General features: G+C 67.4%; 12 protein-coding genes and 1 pseudogene. 5 read left to right on the top strand and 8 right to left on the bottom strand.

Going from position 1 to position 19,362, the window contains the following annotated elements; all coding sequences use genetic code 11:
* Positions 1-313 precede the first annotated feature (313 nt).
* Both FL583_RS37405 and FL583_RS37400 read left to right on the top strand, forming a co-directional pair.
* Positions 314-1,972, top strand: coding sequence for a molybdopterin-dependent oxidoreductase (locus FL583_RS37405; RefSeq protein ID WP_142709655.1), 1,659 nt, complete (start codon positions 314-316; stop codon positions 1,970-1,972).
* A 57-nt stretch (positions 1,973-2,029) separates the two neighbouring features.
* Positions 2,030-2,671, top strand: coding sequence for a fasciclin domain-containing protein (locus FL583_RS37400; protein ID WP_142709654.1), 642 nt, complete (start codon positions 2,030-2,032; stop codon positions 2,669-2,671).
* An 884-nt stretch (positions 2,672-3,555) separates the two neighbouring features.
* On the opposite strand, the gene FL583_RS37395 is transcribed toward FL583_RS37400, so the two are convergent.
* The 5 genes from FL583_RS37395 to tatA form a co-directional block, all read right to left on the bottom strand.
* Positions 3,556-3,819 carry a twin-arginine translocase TatA/TatE family subunit gene (locus tag FL583_RS37395; RefSeq protein ID WP_142709653.1) on the bottom strand — a complete coding sequence of 88 codons (264 nt, stop codon included), beginning with the start codon at positions 3,817-3,819 and terminating at the stop codon, positions 3,556-3,558.
* A 10-nt stretch (positions 3,820-3,829) separates the two neighbouring features.
* Positions 3,830-5,080 (bottom strand): Nramp family divalent metal transporter, encoded by a 1,251-nt coding sequence (locus FL583_RS37390; protein WP_142709652.1) that lies wholly within the window; start codon positions 5,078-5,080, stop codon positions 3,830-3,832.
* Positions 5,081-5,138: 58 nt separating this feature from the next.
* Positions 5,139-6,056, bottom strand: a complete 918-nt coding sequence (locus FL583_RS37385) for a ferritin-like domain-containing protein (protein ID WP_142709651.1) — start codon at positions 6,054-6,056, stop codon at positions 5,139-5,141.
* Between the two features lie 110 nt (positions 6,057-6,166).
* The gene (tatC, locus tag FL583_RS37380; RefSeq protein ID WP_142709650.1) at positions 6,167-7,015 is read right to left on the bottom strand and encodes a twin-arginine translocase subunit TatC; all 849 of its coding nucleotides are present in this window, start codon (positions 7,013-7,015) and stop codon (positions 6,167-6,169) included.
* A complete protein-coding gene (gene tatA, locus FL583_RS37375) occupies positions 7,002-7,274 on the bottom strand; it encodes a Sec-independent protein translocase subunit TatA (protein WP_142709649.1) in 273 nt (90 codons plus the stop codon). Before tatA ends, tatC begins: the two co-directional genes overlap by 14 nt.
* A gap of 853 nt (positions 7,275-8,127) precedes the next feature.
* On the opposite strand from tatA, the pseudogene FL583_RS37370 reads away from it, so the two are divergent.
* A pseudogene (locus FL583_RS37370) lies at positions 8,128-8,481 on the top strand (DUF6228 family protein); the annotation flags it as partial.
* A 118-nt stretch (positions 8,482-8,599) separates the two neighbouring features.
* Positions 8,600-9,037, top strand: a complete 438-nt coding sequence (locus FL583_RS37365) for a hypothetical protein (protein WP_142709647.1) — start codon at positions 8,600-8,602, stop codon at positions 9,035-9,037.
* 370 nt (positions 9,038-9,407) lie between these two features.
* Here the strand turns inward: FL583_RS37365 and FL583_RS37360 are convergent, their stop codons facing one another.
* Positions 9,408-12,590, bottom strand: a complete 3,183-nt coding sequence (locus FL583_RS37360; protein WP_142709646.1) for an NACHT domain-containing protein — start codon at positions 12,588-12,590, stop codon at positions 9,408-9,410.
* A 232-nt stretch (positions 12,591-12,822) separates the two neighbouring features.
* Between FL583_RS37360 and FL583_RS37355 the strand changes: the two genes are divergently transcribed.
* Entirely contained in the window at positions 12,823-13,176 is a 354-nt protein-coding gene (locus tag FL583_RS37355) for a histone-like nucleoid-structuring protein Lsr2 (RefSeq protein WP_142709645.1), read from the top strand.
* Positions 13,177-13,208: 32 nt separating this feature from the next.
* On the opposite strand, the gene FL583_RS37350 is transcribed toward FL583_RS37355, so the two are convergent.
* Positions 13,209-15,077: a hypothetical protein gene (locus tag FL583_RS37350; protein ID WP_142709644.1), complete on the bottom strand. Its 1,869-nt coding sequence runs from the start codon at positions 15,075-15,077 to the stop codon at positions 13,209-13,211.
* Entirely contained in the window at positions 15,074-19,357 is a 4,284-nt protein-coding gene (locus FL583_RS37345) for a DUF6603 domain-containing protein (RefSeq protein ID WP_142709643.1), read from the bottom strand. Before FL583_RS37345 ends, FL583_RS37350 begins: the two co-directional genes overlap by 4 nt.
* Positions 19,358-19,362: the final 5 nt, after the last annotated feature.

Raw genomic sequence — 19,362 nt, 5'->3', positions numbered from 1 at the left:
CGGCCTGCTCGGTCAGGAAGTGCCCACGCGCTTTGACCGCCCGCCGGTAGCGGGCGTTCAAGCTCTCGATCGCGTGGTGGATTGATCCGCGAGTCTCTGGTCGGCCAACACCATGTCGGGCCGAGCGCAACCGGGCGCGAGACAGATACGCGGCGGGCGGACCCACGCCCGACAGGGCCGCGTCAACTCGCAAACTCCCGTTTCGTCCTGTAGAAGATTTTTATGGCATTGATCAGTATTTGCCGGAACCCGGAACCCGTCGAGTGACACCCGAACAGGCTCCATCAGACTCTGAATACCTGAAGTGACACGGATGAGGACGCTGGGCTTCGGAGCCCTGACGGGAGTATCTGCCGCCGTCGCTGCCCTTGGGGTAGCTGAGCCGGTGGCCGCCGGGATCGGGCGTGGTTCGTCGCCGGTGGTCGCCGTCGGTCTGGCGTTCATCGATCTGGTGCCGCGGCCAGTCAAGGACTTCGGTATCGAGACGTTCGGGCAGAACGACAAGGTCGCGCTGCTGTCCGGGGTGTTCGTCATCCTGGCGATCTTCGCGGTGGTGTGTGGCGTGGTCTCGCTGCGTCGCCGGTTGCTGGGCGCGGCCGGGGTCGCCCTGTTCGGTGTCGTGGGAGTCGTCGCGGCGGTCACCCGGCCCGATGCCGGCCCGTTGGCGTCACTGCCTGCGGTCGTTGGGGCCGCGGCCGGCGTCGGAGTGTTGCTGTTCCTCGCCCCTCGAGCGGCCGCGGCAGCCTCGGCCCGCCCGCCGATCAGATCGTCGAAACTCGAAAGTCCGACCGAGCCGACGCCGGTTGGAGAGAGCCGGCTGCGCGCCGAGTCAGCCACCGGCGGCGCCGACGCCATGCGGACCAAGACCCCGGACGGCGTTCGCCGGGGCACGACGGCGACTTCACGCCGCGGCTTTCTCCTGGTGTCGGGCTCGGTTTTGGCGGTCTCGGCCGGTCTCGGTGCCGCCGGACGCTACCTGACCAGCCTGCGCGATGTCACTGCTGAGCGGCTCAATCTGACGCTGCCAGCAGCCGCCGACCCGACCCCGCCGTTGCCGACCGACGTCGATTTGAAGCTGCCCGACCTCACGCCGTTCTTGACTCCGGATAAGGACTTTTACCGGGTCGACACCGCGCTGGCAGTGCCGCAGCTGTCTACCGACGACTACCGCCTGAAGATCCACGGGCGGGTGCGCAACCCGATGACGATCACTTACCAGGACCTTCTTGACCGGCCACTCGTCGAACGGGTGATCACGCTGTCCTGCGTCTCCAACGAGGTCGGTGGCACGTTGGCCGGCACGGCACGCTGGCTCGGCGTCCCCCTAAAAGCGCTTCTGGACGAGGTGCAGCCCGAGAACGGCGCCGACCAGATCGTCACCAAATCGGTCGACGGGTGGACCTGCGGCACCCCGACGTCCGTGGTCCGCGACGGGCGGGACGCGCTGATCGTCGTCGGGATGAACGGCAAACCGCTCCCGATCGAACGCGGCTACCCCGTCCGGATGCTCGTACCCGGCCTCTACGGGTACGTGTCGGCCACCAAATGGCTGGTCGATCTCGAGCTGACCTCCTTCGCTGACTTCGACCCGTACTGGGTCAAGCGCGGCTGGAAGGCCCAGGCCCCGATCAAGACCTTCTCCCGCATCGACACCCCCCGTCCGCTGGCCAGCTCGAAGGCCGGTCCGATCGCGGTGGCCGGGGTGGCCTGGGCGCAGCACCGAGGCATCGAGCGGGTAGAAGTCCGCGTCGACGGCGGCGCGTGGAACACCGCGACGCTGGCGCCGGTCCCCTCCGAGGACACCTGGCGGCAATGGCGGTGGGACTGGGACGCCACGAAGGCCACGCCCGGCCAGCACACCCTCGAAGTCCGCGCGACCGACCGAACCGCCGCCACCCAACCCGAACGACGCGCCAAACCATTCCCTGACGGCGCCACCGGCTGGCACTCGGTGGTCGTCACCGTCGAGTGACGACCCGCCCGAGGCTTTTTTCGCAAACCACTGTTGATCCAACGAAGGGCCTTAGTCATGACTCGCGTTCGTACTCGCCTGCTCGGTGTCACCACCGCGGCTCTCCTCGCCCTCTCGATGGCGGCCTGTAGCAGCGACGACTCCTCCGACACCGCCACCACATCCAGCGACAGCACCAGTGCCACCGCGATGGCCTCCCCGTCGGAGTCGGCGATGTCCGCTGACACGCCTTTCGGCTCCGCCTGTTCTGCCGTTCCTGCCTCCGGCTCCGGCTCCTTCTCCGGCATGGCCCAGGACCCGGTCGCCACCGCAGCCAGCAACAACCCCGTGCTCTCCACGCTCGTCAAAGCCGTGACCGCCGCCGGCCTGGTCGACACGCTCAACAGCGCGAAAGACATCACCGTATTCGCACCCACCAATGACGCGTTCGCCAAGATCCCCGCCGCAGATCTCCAGAAGGTGCTGGCCGACAAAGCCACCCTCACCAAGATCCTGACCTATCACGTGATCGGCCAGAAGATCACGCCCGATCAGCTCGGCACCGCCGGCCCGTTCAAGTCCTTGCAAGGCCAGGAAGTCACCGCCACCGGTAGCGGCGAAGACTTCACCGTCAACACGAACGCCAAGGTCGTCTGCGGCAATGTCCAGACCGCGAACGCCACCGTCTACCTAATCGACACGGTGCTAATGCCGAAGTAACTCGTCTACGGCCCTACGGTGGTGGCCCCCAATGGGCCACCACCGTTGGACATATGTCTGTGCGAGTCGCAGACGAATTCGATCACGAGCGCTTCCCCTCAGAGCGGGGCCCGTCTGAGGAACACTGCCCCACTCGTCACCGAACCGGCCCGCGTGCAACTCAACCGGGCGACACCCACACGTGGGTAAGAACGTTTTCTGCAATAGCGCGAAGACCGATTCGAAGGTGGCGTTGTCGACGCAGGCGCCGACCCGATTCATTGCGCCGCGCAACCCAGCAGCGCAGAGCTCTCGGACGTAGACGTGGAAGCGAAACACCCCCCAGTCCGAGTGCACCACACGGTGGCGACCGGCCCGCTCCGCATGTTGACCGCCAGCTGAAAGCCGTCAAACGCGGGGATCGATGCGGGCGGCCATACCGGCACCCGTTCCAAGGCCGCCGGGCATCCCGCCAATGTCTACGACCATGAAAGGCAAATCCCCGAATGGGTCGCGACGGACCCGGTGTCGCTGGCAGAACTGTCGGCCTACGCCTTCTTGACCGGCTCGGCCACACGGCAGACCTGCGGCCGGAGCCAGAGCTGATTTCACCTGCAGGGATACTACTTGTGGCGGCATAGTCCGAGGGCCGAGCCGAGCCCACGATGGATCCGGGACGTCATCGTCTTCCGCTGCCGTAACGCGCTTGAGCCGGAGGCATCGACCGCCACGGAGCGCGACACTCTCAAGGCTTCATCCCCGGCAAAGTACCGCCTTCGGGTAGCGATGCGTACCCCAGCGAGCGAGGTGGCTGAGCAACCAACGCCCGCGAGCGGGACGACGCGACCGGCCGTACCGGGGACGGTCGCGGAAAGTACCGACCGCGGCCGGGCAGGCGTAAGACCTCATTCCTTTCTCGGCGTGGGTTCGTCGTCGAGGATCGCTTTCTGGATGAGGTGACGCGGGTGCATCGACTTCAGGTCGAGCTCGGCCAGGTCGGGCCCGAGATCGGCTTTGACGTCGTTGATGGTCGAGGTGGCCATCGACCGCAGCTGCCGGATCACCCGGACGGCGTCGCCGGCGGCCTTGGGCAGCCTTTCCGGACCGAAGATGAGCAACGCGAGGAAGCCGATGACGAGGATCTCGCCGAGGCCGAAGTTGGAGAACATGACGCGCGTCCTAACTGAGCTGTTGGGCGAGGAGAAAGAGGTTGAGGCCGGTGAGCACGACCACGATCGCGGTCATGCACGACACCATGGGCCGAGAGTTGACCTGGTCGCCCATGAGGCTGCGCCGGCTGGTCAGGACGAGTAGCGCGACCAACGCGAACGGGATGCCGAAGGACAGGACGACCTGGCTCAGTACCAGCGCACGGGTGGGGTCGATGCCGGAACAGAGCAGCACGACGGCCGGCGCCATCGTGATCAGCCGCCGCACGACCAGCGGTAGCCGCGCGCCGAGGAAGCCGTCCATCACGACCTGACCGGCCGCCGTCCCGACACTGGACGACGAGATCCCCGACGCGAGCAGAGCCGCGGCGAAGGCCAGCGCGGCACCTCCGCCCACCAGCCGGCCGAGTCCGGCGTGGACGGTGCCGAGCGTGATCGCGTCGCTGGAGCCGTGGTGGAACAGTGTGGCCGCCACCGTCAGCATGCTGAGGTTCACCAGACCGGCCAAGGTCATCGCCAGGGCGATGTCTGCCCGTGCGAAGCGCAGCACGCGTCGCTGATCGCCGGGTGTGGAGCGGCCGCGCATCAGCCCCGAGTGCAGGTAGATGGCGTGTGGCATGACGGTGGCGCCGATGATGCCGACCGCCAGCAGGAGGGTGTCGCCGCCGCCGAAGCTCGGCACGAGCCCGGTGAGGGTCCCGGACGCCGATGGTGGGCTCTGCACGGTGAGGTAGAGGAAGCCGAGGCAGATCAGGGCCAGCAGCGAGCCGATGGCGATCTCGAACGGACGGTGTCCGCGGCGTTGCAGCGTGAGCACGGCGAACGCCAGGATCGCGGTCAGGCCCGCGGCGATCGGCATCGGTACGGCGAAGAGCAGGTTCAACCCGATCGCGGCACCGACGAACTCCGCCAGATCGGTCGCCATCGCCACGATCTCGGCTTGCGCCCACATCACCCGCGACGCGACGCCGGGGAAGACGTCTCGGAAAGCCTGCGGGAGGCTGCGCCCCGTGACCACGCCGAGTTTCGCGGACAGGTACTGGATCGGCATCGCGACGAGATTGGCCAGCACCACCACCCACACCAGCCGGTAGCCGGTGCTCGCCCCACCGGCGAAGTTGGTCGCGAAGTTGCCCGGGTCGACATAGGCGATCGCGGCCACGAACGCCGGGCCGAAGGCGGTGACCGCTCGCAACCGGGTGCGGCGAGGAACCCGGAGCGCGACCGGCTCAGCCGGGTAGGCGAGAGGAGTCTGGGTCATGGTTCGTCCTTCCCCGCGGGGTCCGGGCCCGCCGTGGGCGGGCCCGGACCGCCGTCCCTCAGGAACTGGTGTTGAGGGTTCCGTTCACGCCGGCCGGGTAGAAGCCGCCCTTGTTCACCTTCGCGGGGTTCAGGTAGACGATGTTCAGGACCTTGTCGTAGGACCGGCTGAACGTGATCCCGTTGCTGTCGGTCGGAACGATGTTGGCGACACCGCCGAGGGTGATGCCCTGGTCGTCGTCGCTCGCGCCGTCGAGGGAGTCACGGGCCGCGGACAGCTTCGCCACCGTGGACGACAGCCCCTTCTCGTAGAGCGCGGAGCGGATCGTCGCGGCGTGGTACGCCTCCACCGAGAGGATGCCGGCGGCCGCTTCGAGATACGTCTTGTTGGTGATCAGCGGGGCGGCGCCCTTGTACGCCGTCACGCCGACGTCCTCGAACAGGAACGCGGCGAGCAGGAAGTTGTTCTCGTTCGCGTACGGGTCGAACGTGTCGTGCGACCCGATCACCTTGGCCGCGCGGGCAGCGGCGGTGAAGCTGCTGCGGAGATCGATGGACGGCCGGGAGACAGCAGCCGAGCCGAGTGCCGTGCGCAGGAACTTCACGTGGTGAAGTTCGTCCCCGGCGATCTCCTGCGCGTACTGGCGGATGCGCCTGGTCTTGAACGGCACCTTCCGACCACCCGTGACGCCACCCTTACGCCCGGTGCCGCCGGTCAGACTGTCGGTCAGGCCGTACCCGTGTACGGCGTGCGAGTAGAACTCGGCTTCGAGGTACTCGAGGTTGAGGGCGAAATTGAGCACCGCCCCGTCGCTCGGGCCGCTGGTGGTCTCGGCGGACGCCACGCCGGCGGGTAGCACGCTGGCGCCGACGACGCCGAGCCCGAGAGCCCCGGCGCTCAGCAGGAAGCGACGCCGGTCCTCGGCGTTCTCCGCGCTGCGCTGGATCATGTTGGTGACGAGCTGCTTTCCGAACACTTCATACTCCCCTGCTAGTTCCTACGCCTGCGCTGCGCAGGCGTCGACGTGCGACCGCTCCTTCCTGATTTCGGGCATGGCGATGCCCGATGACCATTCGGGTCGGGTGGTCAGAGAACGGACGGTTGGTCGTCCGGGATTTCGGCGACGGCGTTCCGCGCTTTTCTCCGGTCGTGATAGATCGCGAAGATCAGCGATCCGCCGTAGAGCAGAGCAAGCGGTGCGGCCAGAGCGAGCATCGTGAGTGGATCGGGGCTCGGCGTAGCGCCGCCGGCGAAAACGACGATCCCGAAGAGAATGAATCGGCTCCATTTCCGCAGCCGTACCGCGGAAAGCACTCCGACCAAGTTGAGCGACACGATCAGCAATGGGAATTCGAAGGAGACGCCGAAGATCAGCACCATCGCGGTGACGAACGAGAGGTAGCTGTCAAAACTCAACAGCGAAGCCACGCCGCCGGTCGCGAATCCCAGCAGGAACTGGAGGCCGCGCGTCAGGGTTTCCCAGGCGAAAGCGACGCCCACGCCGAAGAGCAGCACCGAGATGCCGACGAACCAGCTGGCGTACCGGCGTTCGTGCTGGTGCAGTCCCGGCGTGATGAATCGCCACAACTGGTAGAGCCACACGGGCGACGACAGCAGGATCCCGGCGAAGAGGCACAGCTTGATCGTGAGCCGGAACGCGTCCAGAACGCCGGTGACGATCAGCGTGCACTGCCCCTGCAGAAGCCGGTCGTGGGAGGGGAGCGCGCAGTACGGCTGAGTCAGCGCGTGCAGAATCGTGGCGTGGAACAGGAACGCGACGATGGTTCCGGCCACCACCGCCAACGCGGAGATGATCGCTCGGCGGCGCAGTTCTTTCAGATGACGAACCCACATGTTCGGCCGGGTGGGCGGCGCGTCCGCCGGAGCGGGCGGCTCGGCGGGCCGGTCTGCCGGCGGAGCCTCAGCGCGTGCCATCAGCGCGGGCGGTGACGGGAACGTCCTCTGACACCACGACGCGCGGCTCGACTACGACGGCCTCGATCGGCTCCGCGGGAACGTCCGTCACGTGAGAGGCTTCAGCCTTCGGCTCGTCGTGCATTCCCTTCAATTCGGCTTTCATGATGCGCGCGGACCGGCCGAGCGACCGAGCCGCATCAGGCAGTCGCTTCGCGCCGAAGAGCATGACGAAACAGGCCGCGATGATCAGGAGATGCCACGGGCTGAGCGCATCCATAAGAGAACTCCAGTCGGCTAGCGGTGATCAACACCCGTGATTCGTTGCAGCCGGACCGAAGGATTGGTGCTCGGGGAAAAAAGTTTCGTGGAGAAACTTGTGCATGGATGGCGCGGTCGACGGTACTCCGCCCGGTTGGCACCGCATCGGTCCGTGATCGACTGGTCAAGGTCGCTTCGGGTTCCGCAGGATCGAGTGTGCGGCTGACTGTGGGTCGTGCCGCAACGACCGGATCGCCAGCCTGCAGACCCGGACAGTCCTCGTTGTACCCGGAGGGACGGCACCGTCCGGCGCGGCCGTAAGTGGCAAGCTGATCGGCTCGGCGCCCGCACCGCATGACAGCAACCGACCGGATCGGTGGCCTCCAACGTGTCCTCTACTGAATCGAATCCCACCCACCTTTCGCAGGCGCGCCGCCATCGACCGGCGGGCTGCCCGGCCGGACCCGGCGATTACAACCACCTGCCGCCCCGATCCGCACCTGCCCAGCGGCCTTCCGCACGTCCGCGGCCGTTGATGACCTCGTCGTCGAGATACATCGCCGTAGAAGGGTTTGATCAGGTGTTCCGTAGTCGTCACAGCGCACGAACGGAGCGCAGGCCGATGCGCGGGCAGGATCTCTCGCGGTAATCGCGGACGTTGCGCACCCAGGTCGTGGCGGCAGCGTGCACCGCCGACCGAGCGCTTGTGGCGTGGTGACCCTCCGGCCACCGCGACAGCACCCAGCGCCTCCTGGAAATGGGATCGATCCCATAGGGCGAGGACTGGGAAGCTCGGCCCGTGATGAGGCTGCTGGACGACAGCATCGAGTTCTCAGCGGAGCCGGGCCGCGGCCGCGTGCGTCTCCACATCCCCTGAAAGACCAGAAAGCGATGAGGTTCTCAACTTTCCCTGCGAGATCGACGACGTCGGAGCGAGTACGACCACGATGGTCGGCACGCTGGACGGCGACAGGCTCAACATCTGGGCAGCCGAGCTGGCCGAGTCCTACGTCGGCTGGGAAGGCGTCCGCAGCTGGAAGTCGCTCGACCACAACCTGCGCACCGACGCGACGCACGACTGGCGCGATCACGTATCGCTGCGTTTCATCCTGCGCGGGCCCCGCGGCTACGAGCCGGACGCCTGGGAAGCGTCGACCTACGTCGAAATCGATGCCAGCGAGGACACCCGACACCTCGCCGGGAAGATCGCCGCCTTCCTCGCCTAGCGAGCTCTCAAGATGGCCACCGACTCGGTCGGCAGCAGTGGCGACACCGGCCGCCACGAGTATCATCGCCCGAGCTCGGCTAGACGGCCGCCCAGGCCACCGGGCTACCGTGCAGACCATGGAAAGCGTCGAATTCCGCATTGTGGAACAGGAACTCGGTGTCGGTGTTCTCTCGACCGTCGTTCCTCACCTCAACGGGGTCCCGCTGCCAGACCTGATCCGCACGGTCGAGCTTCCCTCCGCGCGGCGCGAGGGGCAGCCCGACCTCGCCGGAAGCTACGCGGGCCTGCCGCAGGATGAGGTGCGGTGGCCCAGCCGGCATTACCTCGGCGATCCCGTCTTGAGCTGGTTCGGCGACGGCGACACCGTGCTCCTCGGCTGCAGATGCGGCGACTGGGGCTGCTGGCCCTTCACCGCTACGGTCACCGTCGTCCAAGACACCGTCGTCTGGTCCAACTACCGCACCGGACACCGCCCGTGGGACTACCGCGATCTCCGAGACTTCGCCTTCCAACGCGGCCAGTACGAACACGCCCTGCGGGTCACCGCACGCTAAACAAACCCGGCCGCGGGGATCAGCACAGAACGGGCCAGGGCGGCTCTACTACCGAACAATCGGCAAGGATGTGGGTAAGCCGGTCGAGTCCTTGGCCGACTGCTCGCGTCGCGCAAGCGGTATGTGGAGATATTCAAGCGTGAACAGTCGGCGTCGCGGCGTGCTCCAGGACAGGTTCGGAACGCTTGAGGCCGTATAGGTCCCGGGCAGAGATTCTCCTCACCTGCCAGCCGGCGAACCATCCGGAAATCGAAACCAGGATCTGTGCCACCCGGCGCAGCGACGGCCCCAACTAGCGGCCCACTGAGTGCCTAAGGCCGTCTGACGTTCAGCTCGGTCGATGAATCAAGTTTTATATCGATCGAATTCTTCACGAGGTTTCCGTAGAACCGAGGCGGCGTAAGGGAGCCGTCACGTAAGTGCCGGAGTCAGATACTCGGTGCAGCAGAGAAGTTAACCGTTCGTTGCCTGGGGCGCCCGCTGGGCAGCGGTTGAGGTGCGCTCGAAGGCATCGAGCGAGGGCCGCACCGACATGGTTAGCGGTAATTGCGTTGTTATTTAGGTAAACCTCGACCAGGTCGGCAACGGCGTCGGGGTGGACGGTGTCGTCTGCGGCTAGAGCCGCGATAGCGGCTTCCGCGAAGCGACGCGGATTGTCGTATCCGTGCTGAATTTGATAGATCGCGTTCACGATGTCCGCACAGATTTCATGGGCGGCATGCGGTTCCTCGGTCGGAGGGCGCGCACCGGGAAGCCACGCGCGAACGAGGGCATGGGCGGCTGTCGGCGCGGCCGTTTCCGAAAATCCGTAGAAATGGGTGAGCGCGGCGTCGTCTAGGGCTGTAGTCATCGGTTCCGCGAGGTGCAGGAGGATGTCGTCGTGCTGGCCGCATTGGAATTGAGTACGACGGCGGACTGATTCGGCGAGGGTGAAGTTCCAGGAAATGGCGCCGCGCCGATGGCTTTCGACGGCGTAGGTCCAGTAGGTATCGACGGGAGGCACCGCGTCATTGGTGGTCCGGAGAAAGAGACGCACGTCCCGCGGCATGTCCGACGGCCACAACCGGTCCAGGGCGACGATGTCGACGAGGCTGCTGTAGTCGTTGTGGCTGAGCTGCGAGTGCCACAACAGTGTGAGGTTGTGCCACTGGCTCACGACATCGTCGTCGGCCGGGTCGAACAAGTCGCTCGCGCGCACATCGCCGCCGATACAGATGGCAAGGAGGACGAGGTTGGCGCTGTAGGCAGCGTGCCGTGCCGTCTGGGTCAATCTCCGTGGCTGATAGACGGTGAGGTTCCCCTGCGCTCGGGGGTACCCAGCCACCCGGTGCAAGCGGACCAGAAGGTCGAGCAGTCGTGGGCGGGTCTCGGCAGGAATCTCGTCGGTGATGTCGTCGAGGAACTGGACCACCGGACCGCGCCCGGCCAGGGCGGCGTACGAGAGCAACGCATAGAGCAGGTCGTCGTCGGCGACCGGTGCGCCGAAGAGGCCCGGTGCAGCGCGGGCGGCGGTGTCCGCGAAGAGCTGCCACGTCAGGCGCGCGACCAGGTACTCGCCGAACGTCGCGTGGAGGAACTCATAGGTGCCTAGAGGTACGTCGTGGCGGAGAGCCCGCGCGCGGTGAATAAAGAAAAACCGTCCTAGTACGATCTCGGCGGGACGTCTCACTGCACGTATGCCGCCGCCCTCTGCGCCGTCCCCGCCACCGAGCACGGCGGTGAGGTCGCCTTCGAGGTCGGATTCGGTCACCCATTGGCTCGCGCGGTTGAACGCGGCAAAAGCGACTAGCGCGAGACGCCGAAGTTCGTCCTCGACGGCGTCGCTGACCTCGCTCGCGGAAAGATATGGCCGCTGTCTGACGACCTCGCGGCGGGCGAAGCTTCCGAGTAATCGCTCGTAGAGCTCGCGGGGGCGGAGCGCCGTGTCCCGCTGGCTCAGAGCGTTGGCGTCGGCGTCATGCAGTGCGAGCATCAGCAGCAGCAGGGGTTGCTCAGCCAGGTCAGGATAGGCCAGCACCGCGTCGGGATCTAACGGCCTTGTGCCGGACACCGCGAAATTCTCGCTGTTGACGTCATTCCAGATGCCCGCCCAGGCACGAACTCGTGACTCGTCGAACGGCTCAAGCCGCAAAAGCAAAGTACCCGCGGGCGTACGGGCCTGGTCTGCGACGCCGAGCCGCGACGTCACGATGATCGCGAGTGGCCTTCCCTGTTCGGCCTCGCGTAGCTGGAACGCGTTCACCCTGGCCAGGTAGTCAGTATGGCGCACACCCGTGGCCTGCAGCAATTCATCGAAACCGTCCATTAGGAGCACCGGCAGGACTCCGCTGGCGGAGCGAACCAGCGACGGCCAGCTCATGCGATCACCAGTGGCGCCGAGCAAAGCCTGTTCTACCTGCTCCTGAATGCCGGCCTCGGCCGCAACATCGCGCAGCACGACGCGTACTGGCAGATAGTCCGACGCGGGAAGCCGCGCAGCCAGAACCTTCGTCAGCACCGATTTCCCAGCGCCGGGCTGGCCGAGCAGCACGATCGGCGAGTCGATAGCTGTCGGAGACGTCAAATACCGCAGGAAGAATCCGCCTAGATCCTCATGGATCTCCTGTCGGATCCACCAGTCTTCGTCGTTTACGCTCACGTTCGGATCAGACGGCGCTACCCGAAAGCGTGGCGGCACATATCCGGCCTCCAAGGTCGGTACAGTCAGCCCGATCGGCAGTTCACCGGACTCGACGATCGAGCGGCCGAGCGCGCCTCGGTGTGCGCGGCTCAGCGCATCGCGGTGAATACTTGCGGCGTGGCTGCCGGACAGTTCTTCGAGCGCGGTTTGAAGCGATGCGAGCGCCGGCTCCAGCCGCCGCACCTCTTCCTGCGTCGTATGGTGCTCTCGCTGATCGGCCCAGAACCGTAACTCAGGAAAGTCCGCAGCGAGCTCCCCTAGCAGTGCGCGGTATTGGCGCAGCGCGGACGTCGGCAGATCCGCCAACCCTGCTGACCATCGCGCGCGGTCGGTCTCGGACAGTCGATCCCAAACCTCTAGGCCGGACATGAACGTCACCACGCGATTTGAGAGCTCTTGGTAGTAGTCGCCCAACCGCTTCTCGAATTGGGCACCTGTCGTGTGTGGACTGGGCAGAACCTCACCGACGGCGAGAACAGCCGTCACAAACCCATCGACCTGCTCGCCACCTGAGCTACCAGCCAAGGCGAGCTGCTCGCTGCGCGTCAATTCCAAATCGGAGAATCGCGCTGGCAATGGCGCGCCAGCCATCGCCTCGAAGTACGCGGCGACCACAATGACGGTGTGGGCTGCGCTCACGCGTTCGGTCCGACCGACCCGACCGATGCTTCCGCGCGTCTTGGCCGCGCTGCGCAGCAGCCGCCGCCCCAACCGCGCGAACTCCGCGCCCACGTCCAGCCAGCCGAGCAGCGCTGGCGCACCGCCGACCGCTCCTAACAACAACCCGCCGGTCAACGCGTCAATCGCCCGAGCCGCCGTGCTGTCACCGCCCAGCAACCGCACCGCATCGCCGACGGAGATCGTTCTGCCCATGACACCTCCCCCTCGGCATCCACTGTCGCGCGCGGCGTCCAATCGGCAACAGGCCCGCATCAGTCACGAGGGAGGCCGATCTGGACCATGAACCGGACCTCGCCCATAACTGACTGAAAGCTCACCTGCTAGCTCCGTACTGCCGAAGCGATGCCCGCGCGATACTGTTCGCCACAAGCCGGCATCTCGGATGCTGAGTCCGTGTCTCGCTATACCGCGTGGAGGTCGTCTGATGGCACGCAGAGTTGAAGTCCGTCTCGTTGACGATCTGGACGGCGGTGACGCGGAGGAGACCGTCGCATTCGCTGTCGACGGCACGGTGTACGAGATTGATCTTTCGAGCGCCAACGCCGGCCTGCTGCGTAACGGACTGGCGAAGTACGTCGCCGCCGCTCGGCGTACCGCCCGCACTACTGCCGCCGCCAAATCCTCCCGCAGGAACTCGAGCAGGAGTGCGCCGAAGACGGTTGCGGATCGCTTGCAGAACCAGGCGATCCGGGAGTGGGCCAAGGTCCGTGGCCTTCAGGTCAACGAGCGGGGACGCATCCCCACCGAGATCGCGGAGAAGTACCACGCAGCCCAGTAGAGGGCGGCGCAGCACCTGCAGACGGCCCGTCACTAACTACCCGGGAAGGACAACGCGCGGCGGAGCAGGACACGGGGGGCTCCTTCCATCATCTGTTTCGCGAACCCCGCCGCGCTCAGCGACGACCCGATCCCGGCGGCCAGGGCGCCAACGTCGATGACCTGGCGAGTCGAGCCCGCCCGCCAGCGGACCGGGACGCTACGGCCGGCCTTGTGGGTGCCGCCAGCGTCGCGGAGGAGCTTCGTGTAGCCGGTCGGGACGGTCGCGTCGCGGTCAACCCCGAGATGCAGGATCTCCGGCGGCAGGTGGATGTGGAATGTGCTGACGTCCCCGGCGAACAGCCACAACTGCACGGTGTCGCTGAGACGCGCCGTGCGTACGGATGTCAGTGGCGTGAGCCCGGTGAGATCACCATCGGCCGGTGGGACCGCGTCGTAGGCGTCGATTCGCATCCGCGGCCATCCCGGGATCAGCGCTGAGCGAAGCAGGCAACCGCTGATCACCGGGTACCGGGGGGTGCGCAGAAAGGCCAGGTGGGCCGACTCGTAGTCCTCGTCGCCCTGGGTGATCCGCCCGAGGCTGAGGGCGCCGTCGAGAAGGCACTGCGTCCACAGCCCGTCCAGCGTGAATGCCCGGAAGGACTCGGCCGGCAGCATCCGGTCGTCGGGAACCAGGTAGTTGAACGGGACGTCGACCAGCGAACCGAGATCGGTCAGCCAGTCCCGCACCACAGTGGGCACGTCGGGAGCGCTGGTGTCCATCGCGGTCTGCACCGGGACCGGCGTCTCCCGGAGAGGATCGACGAGCCGGCTTGCCCGCCGGTGGGCGCGCCGCCAGACGCCGTACGCAGTGGAGAAGCGCCGGCTCTGCAGCGCCAGCAGACGCCCGACCTGCCAGGCCGCAGCGTACGAGACGTCGAGCATTCCGGTAGCGCCGTCGATGCGGAGCAGCGCGTCGGCGGTCCGGACCGGAAGCATTCCGTCGCCGGTCGCGGCGGTGCGCTGCGGCCCGAGCGGACCGTGATACCAGGACACGGCCCGGTCTGCTTGCCGAAGCCGGTGCGGCAGGGCCACGAACCCACGGACGAGGTAGGGGTCGGCGGTGGGTTTCCCGACGGCCGGCAGGCTCACCGTGGCCGGCGTCCGGTTCAGCGCGGTGACCAGGGTCTCGAAGCTCGCTCCGGCCGGGATTGACGCGAAGCGCCAGCTCTTCAGCGAAACGACGTGGACCAGCCCGCCCGTCGTCACCGTGGTGTCGAACGCACCGCCCCGGTAGCGGCCGAAGACCGAAACGAGGTGCGCGGTACTGGCCCGACCGCCGCGGGGAAGCCGGTTGCCGACCACCACCGCGAGGTCCTCGTCGGCGGGTCTCCCGGTTTCCCCCTGCTGGCGGACGTGGGCCAGCAGGGCCAGCTCCGCGGCCGTCGGGAGCAGTTCGGTCAGCCGGTCGGGAGCGACGCCCAGCACGGTGTAACGGTCCTCGTCGGACTGTCCCGGCACCGGGGTGAGGTGAGCGAACTCGGCCAGCCCTTTGAGCTCGGTCAGCGACTTTACCGTCGACTCGGCCGTGTCCTCCTCGTCGAGAAGTAGTACGGCCAGCCAAGGCAGGCCGGAGTCGTCCTGTCCGCCGGCCCGCTCCCAGGGAAGCGTGCTGCGGCGCAGCACGATGTGCGGAAGCGTCGTGGCGTGGTCACCGAGGCTGCCCTCCGGTGGATAGACCGCGACGACGTCGGCCGGCGTAAGCGTCCGGTGCTCCCCAGCGATCGCGAAGCGCTTGGTCACCGGCCGCAGCGAAACCCGCTGCCCGGACAGGACGAGGCTCTGCGAGACGGTCACGGTATACACGCCGTCGGCCAGCTCGGGGTCTGGGCGGTGGGCGGAGAGAAAGCGGAGTTCCCTCATCCGGTGGCCTCCAGGTGTCCGAGGAGGTCGCCCACCTGCGGAGGGAGTGGAAATGCGGTGGCAGTGCCCGGCCCGGACGTGAGGCCGTCGGTCCCTAATCCGAGCTCGGCCAGGAGCGCGGCGCGGGCGGCCGTGGAACCGAGCGCGGCGGCCACGGCGGCGTCGCCCTGCCTGTTCGCGGCCGCGAACGTGCGCCCGGCCGTCCAGCCGAACGCGCCGGTGACCTGGCTCAGGCCGTACTGCGCGTCGGCCACGAGGAGGATTTCGGGTGTCTCGGCCGCCGGTATCACCGGGGCCAGCGGAGCGATCGCGAAACCAGCCAGCGTGTCGGCGATCAACGCGTCGCCGTCCGTGCGGGCCCGGACCGACTGACCCCACATCGCCGCCGGGACCTTCTTGCGGATCGGCGAGAAGGTGAACAGCCGGGTCACGTCGACGTTGTCACGGGTGATGCGTACGACGTGGGCCGAATCGACCTTCCCGGCCGCGAGGTCCATCGGCGCCACCCCGAACGCCGTGTTGAGCGTGGCCGCACCGACCGCACCGGCGGCGACATCGTAGTGCTTGGCCGGCACCGCCGAGTCCGACACCAGCGTGAACGACTTGGGATCGAGGACCCAGTCGATGGTCCCGTCACCGGAGCGGGTCAGGCCGGTGCGGACGGTCAGACTGCAGATCGGGGCCCGGTCGGTGTCGTCGGGCAGGAAAGCCTTCTGAAACTGGGCCCACCCGAGCGGCCCCGGGGTCGCGGAGACCCCGGCGCCGAAGCTGATCTCGAAGCTGACGATCGAGAGCTTCACCTTGGCGCGGCCGGAGAAGTCCGGCCCCCAGATCGAGAGATTCGCGCCGACGTCGACCGAGAGGGTGTGGGTTCCGAAGAAGTGATAGGTGTACCGGACTCCGATTCCGATGTGGAAGTTCGCCTCGTAGTGGTAGGGCTGCCAGGCGACGAGGACGTCGAATCCGGCCGTGAACCAGGCGCTGAGGTTGCCGCTGTTCCAGGTGGCCTGCAGCTGTCCGCCCGCCATCAGGGCGGTGGGCAGCAGCGCGAAGTAGACCTCGCCCTTCACCATGAGCTGCGAGGTGACCTGCCAGTTGAATCCGACCCGCGGAACGCGCGGATAGTGGGCGGGCGGGTTGTACCCGGACCGGTAGCCACCGACCGTCACCACGAAGTCGCCGCCGTGCGGCCCGCTGAACCAGCTGAAGAACGCGAACCCGCCGGTCAGATGGCAGTCCCGGGAGAACAGATAGGACGCCGAGGTGAGCTGCGCCTGGACGCCCAGGAAGCCTTCGTCGGGGATGACGCTCGCCTTGACCGCCATCTGCACCTCGGCCAGCGGGGTGGCGCCGGGCGCGGTCGGTAGCTTCATCGTCGACAGGCCGAGTACGTCGACCTCGAAACGCGCCCCGAACAGGACCGTGAGCAGGGCGAACGAGTCGATCTGGCGGAACGAGGTGAACCGGATCCCGACGGCGAGAAAATCCTCACCGGCGGCGGGCACGATCGTGGACCGGAGCTTCTTCAACTCGTCCAGCGGGGGCGCCGGCGGCCCGGTCGGCGGGTTGACCGCCTCGCTGACGAGGGGAAACTGGGCTACCCCGTCGATCGCCGGAATCCGGAGCCGCCGGTTGTACCCGAACCCGGCCGCGAGCCCGGTCACGAAGAAGAACGACGGGCCCCCGAGCGGGTAGTCGAGCACCGCGTAGACGAACAGCGAAGGGTAGCCGCCGGCGTACGCGTATGAGCCGATCGCGCGGATCGTCAGCTCACGCACCGTGAGCTGCGCCGCACCCTCGTACTCGTCGTAGGGCTGACCGTCATCGCCGACGAGGCGTTCCCGCAGCAGCGCGCCGCTGAGCGCCAACGGCCCGCTCGTGAAGGCCAGGCCCAGGCCGCGCAGGTCGAACTCCGGGGAGAACCCGACGATCGACGAACCGACGGCCAGGCCGTCGAGCGAGAAGGTGAGCCCGCCCAGCGAGATCCCGGCGTCCAGCAGGAACCAGATCTTCTGCTGGGCGTATTGGAAGCCGACCCGGTTGAGTTGCAGCGGCCCGAAGGTCTTCTGCAGCGTGATCCACTTGGTCGAGTCGGCCTGGACGACCGGCTGGCCCCCGACGGTCTGGCCGGTGGGCGCGGGCGTCCCGCTCGGCGTCGCGGGCAGGGTGAGCGGGGCCGGGACGCCACCGAGCACCAGTTTCGCGCCGAACGTCACGCCCTGCGGCAGGTCGGCAGCGGGCAGGCGGGTCACACCGGCGGGCATCAAGCTGTTCACGGTGCCCACGTCCGTGACCCCGAACGCCTGTGAGGCGACGAGGATCTGCAAGTCCTCCACCGAGGCGCTCTGCGCGGCCGGCAACTCCTTCCCGACCAGCGGCAACTGGGCGAGGTCGATCGACGCCCCCAGATCGAGGCCGAACAGGAACCGCGTCGGACCGGTGCCGGCTGGCCGTTGGACGTAGAGCAGGACGTCCTTGAGCTCGATCCGGAGGCTGTCGGGGACGAGCGCGGCCAACCCGGGCTTGGCGTTGAGCACCGGCGCGAGCAGATCGCTGACCTTCCGCGCCGTGGCGCCCGGCTTGGCCGCATAGGCGGCGAGCAGGCTCAGGCCGGTCTGCGTCCGGGCGAAGTCGATCTCGAAGTGCAGATCACCGACCATCATCTTCGCGCTCAGCACAACGTCGGACGGGCTGTTGTCCCGCAGCACGACGTCGACCGAGACGGTCAGGTCGACGGAGGTCGTCGCGTTGAGCGGGAACCGCGTGCCGAGTTCGACGGAGACGTTGCCCGCGGTGTCGAAGCCGACGCGTACGGCGGTGATCACCAGGTCCTCGATGACCGTCGGCAGCGCGAAGGCACCGAACTGCGCGGACAGCGCCGCGTGCATGTCCTTGATCGCGATCGTCTGCTCGGAGCTGGTCGCGCCGGCGAATACCCAGGGTCCGTCCTCCTCCGGGTGCGAGGCCTCGATCACCAGATCCACGCCGCCGATCACGACGTCGGCGGCGACGGCTCCGGTCACCCCGGCCGAGCTCTTCTCGACCACGATGCTGACGCTGCGCAGGCCGATCGGGCCGATCGCCAGGTCATCGTCGTCCGCGACGATCTCGAGCCCGTAGCTGCCGGTCGACGGTTGTCCGTGGAACGCGAACTCGGTCACCACGACGTCGGGGAACCCGGACGCGGTGCCGAAGAAGTGCTCGAACAGCGCCTTGAGGTGAATGGTCTCGCCGAACGCCAGGCCACCGGCGAGCGCGAAGTCGGGCAGCGCGGTGACCAGGTCGACGCGGACATCGGCCAGCACGACGTGGCCGGCAATCAGGATCCGCTGGAGCGTCCCGCCGAACGGGTCGAAGCTGATCCGGACATCGTCGATCCCGATCTCGCCCAGGCCGACCGCGGTCGTCCCTGATTGCACGGAGCTCTGCAGCGATGCCCCACCAATCAGCCCGGCGAGGTCGGCGAGGCTCGGCAGGACGCCGCTGGCCGGCTTGAGGTCCAGTGTCCAGACCGGGCCACCGAGTTGCAGCGACAGGTCGAACTGGCGGCCGATGACGACTGAAGCATCGAGCTCGGCGCCGACGGAGAGGGTGCTGGTAGCCGCCCGGTGCGCCGCCGTCAGCGTCGCTCTGATGGACTTCAACACAAAATCCGGGTCGACGATCGGCCAGTCCAGGCTCGCGTCCAGTCCGACGAGCAGCGACGTCTGCGTGGCAGTGCCGAATCCGACTAGCAGGTCCAGCTCGCGCAGCTTCAGGCTCTGGAGGAACGGCAGCCCGGACGGGAGCGTGATCGGGAGCGCCCCGTTGCTCACCAGATTGACCAGCTCGGGCAGACCGGGGAGGGCGTGGGTCCCGGTGCCGAGTGAGCAGCGCAGTAATGCGTCCGCGCCCAGTACGCCGGTGACGCTCAGCCGGAGCGTGTCCACCTGCACCGTGCCGTCGACCGAGAACGCCACGGTCGCGGCGGCACCGACGTGGTCCCGGGTGATCGTCACGGTGCTCGTCTGCACGGTGAGCGCGTCCGGGGCGAGCGCGCTGACCGGCCAGACGGCGGTGACCGGGCCGGTCACGGTCAGCGTCTGGGGCCAGCTCGTCGCAGCGACGTCGAACCGCGGTTGCCGCAGCACGATCTGCCCGCCGGGGACGGTCGGGAGGAACTGGTTGAGCGGGCCGCCGGTGCCGAGCACGCCGGCCGTGAGCGGGAGGTCGCCGCTGCCGTTCAGCTGGGCTTTGAGCTGGGTCGCGACGTCGGCGAGTGAACGGCTGTCGAGGTCCATCGGGT

It is taken from the genome of Cryptosporangium phraense, from assembly GCF_006912135.1.
Taxonomy (GTDB): Bacteria; Actinomycetota; Actinomycetes; order Mycobacteriales; family Cryptosporangiaceae; genus Cryptosporangium; species Cryptosporangium phraense.
The sequence above is the reverse complement of the archived record's forward strand: the minus strand, read 5'-3'. Positions and strand labels throughout refer to the sequence as shown.